We start from the raw sequence: 1,814 nt of genomic DNA on the forward strand, positions 1-1,814 counted from the left end.
GGCCGGGCCGGCGCGGCACGCTGGTCGGCGCGCTCGCCGCGGTGCTGGTGGCGCTGACCGCGCTGGGCGCCGCCCTGGGCGCGGCGAAGAACGCCGAGGCCCCGGCCACCCAGATCGACCCCACCGCGCCGGCGGTTGCCCCGAGCAACTCGGTGGCGGACGCCGCGGTCACCGAGGCACCGCCGACGGAGGGTGGCGGCCGCAGCTACCGGCCGGTGGGCCCGACCGGCCGGCCCTCGTCCTCCAGCTCGGCCACGCCGAGCGGCTCTCCCAGCGCGTCGGTCGAGCCGACCCCGTCGAGCATCCCGTCGACGCAGCCGACCGCGCCGACCACGGCGCCGACCACCACCTCGCCGGTGGAGACCACCGCGCCGACCGAGACCACGACGACCACGACCGCGCCCGTCGGGGGCGACGGCGGCAACGGGGGCGGCGCCCAGCCGGCGTCCGACCGCTGATCCCGCGACACCCGGTCCCACCCGCACCTGAACCCAGCGGCATCCGGAGCGGCCCGCACCCGCTCGCACCGGGAACCGGCGGCGCCCGGAGCCGGCGAGCCGGTCCCGCGGCTGTCGCGGGACCGGCTCGAGTCGTTCCGGGCGCCCAGGGGCTCAGTCCGCGCCGAGGGCCGCCACGATCGGCCGGGACAGCGCCCGGCGGGCGGGCAGGACCGAGGCGGCCAGCGCGGCGACCACCGCCACCGCGACGATCAGGCCGAGCCGCCCCCAGGGAAGGACCAGGGTGAAATCCCCGCCGATCCGGGCCAGCACGGCCATCCCGCCGGCGGCCACCCCGGTGCCCAGGGCGATGCCGAGCAGCGTGCCGACCAGCGCGGTGAGCACCGCCTCGACGGCGAGCACCGCCCGCATCCCGCCGCGGCTGAGCCCGACCGCGCGCAGCACCGCGTTCTCCCGGGTCCGCTCCACCACCGAGAGGGTGAGCGTGTTCGCCACGCCGACCAGCGCGATCACCACGGCCAGGCCGAGCAGCGCGGTGACGAAGCCGAGCACCAGGTCCACGGTGCCGGTGAGCATCTTCTTGTAGGCGGCCTGGTCCAGCAGGTTGACGGTCGGATAGCGGGTGAGCACCGACTCGACGGCGGCCCGGGCGGCGTCGGCGGAGACCCCGTCGGCGGGGTCCACCTCGGCCAGGTGGCCGCGCTCGGCCGGGAAGAGGCGGGCGAAGTCGGCGTCGACGACGTCCACCACGTGTCCGGCGGGTACCGGACTGCCGGCCAGGACCGGGTTGTCGTCGGCCACCACGGCGGCCACCCGGAACGACCGGCCGGCGAGCGGGACAGTGCTGCCGACCGACCAGCCGCGGGCCGCGGCCAGCTCGCGGTGCACCAGCACCGCCCCCGGGCCCAGGCCGGCCGGGTCGCCGGTGTCCACCGCGGACAGCGTCCGCCGGACCAGCGCCGGGTGGGCGGCCCGCACCTCGACCCCGTCGACCACCCGGCTGCGCTGCTCGTGCACGACACCCAGCTCCGGCCGGGCCGCCAGCTCGCCGGCCAACGGCGCCGGCAGGTCCCCGCCGATGCCGGTGACCAGGAAGTCCACCCCGATGCGCGCGTCCACCGCGCGCTCGATGCCGGCCTTCGCGCTGCCCGCACCGACCACGAACGCGGAGACCAGGCCGATCCCGATGACCATGGCGGTGGCGGTGGCCGCCACCCGGCGCGGGTTGCGCACGGCGTTCGCCACGGCCAGCCCGGCCGGGACGCCGAGCAGCCGGCGGGCCGGCCGGCCGAGCGCCCGGACCAGCGCCGGCACCAGCACCGGGCCGAACAGCACGATGCCCAGGAAGGCCAGCAT

General features: G+C 78.3%; 2 protein-coding genes. Both read right to left on the minus strand.

Annotated features, from left to right (window positions below; genetic code table 11):
• Nucleotides 1–205: 205 nt before the first annotated feature.
• Entirely contained in the window at nt 206–469 is a 264-nt protein-coding gene (locus B0E53_RS38870) for a hypothetical protein (protein ID WP_210406361.1), read from the minus strand.
• 142 nt (nt 470–611) lie between these two features.
• The coding region (locus tag B0E53_RS36150) for an ABC transporter permease (RefSeq protein ID WP_146167962.1) at nt 612–1,814 on the minus strand (1,203 nt) is incomplete at its 5' end.

Source organism: Micromonospora sp. MH33 (assembly GCF_003013775.1).
In the GTDB taxonomy this organism is placed as follows: Bacteria; Actinomycetota; Actinomycetes; order Mycobacteriales; family Micromonosporaceae; genus Micromonospora; species Micromonospora fulviviridis.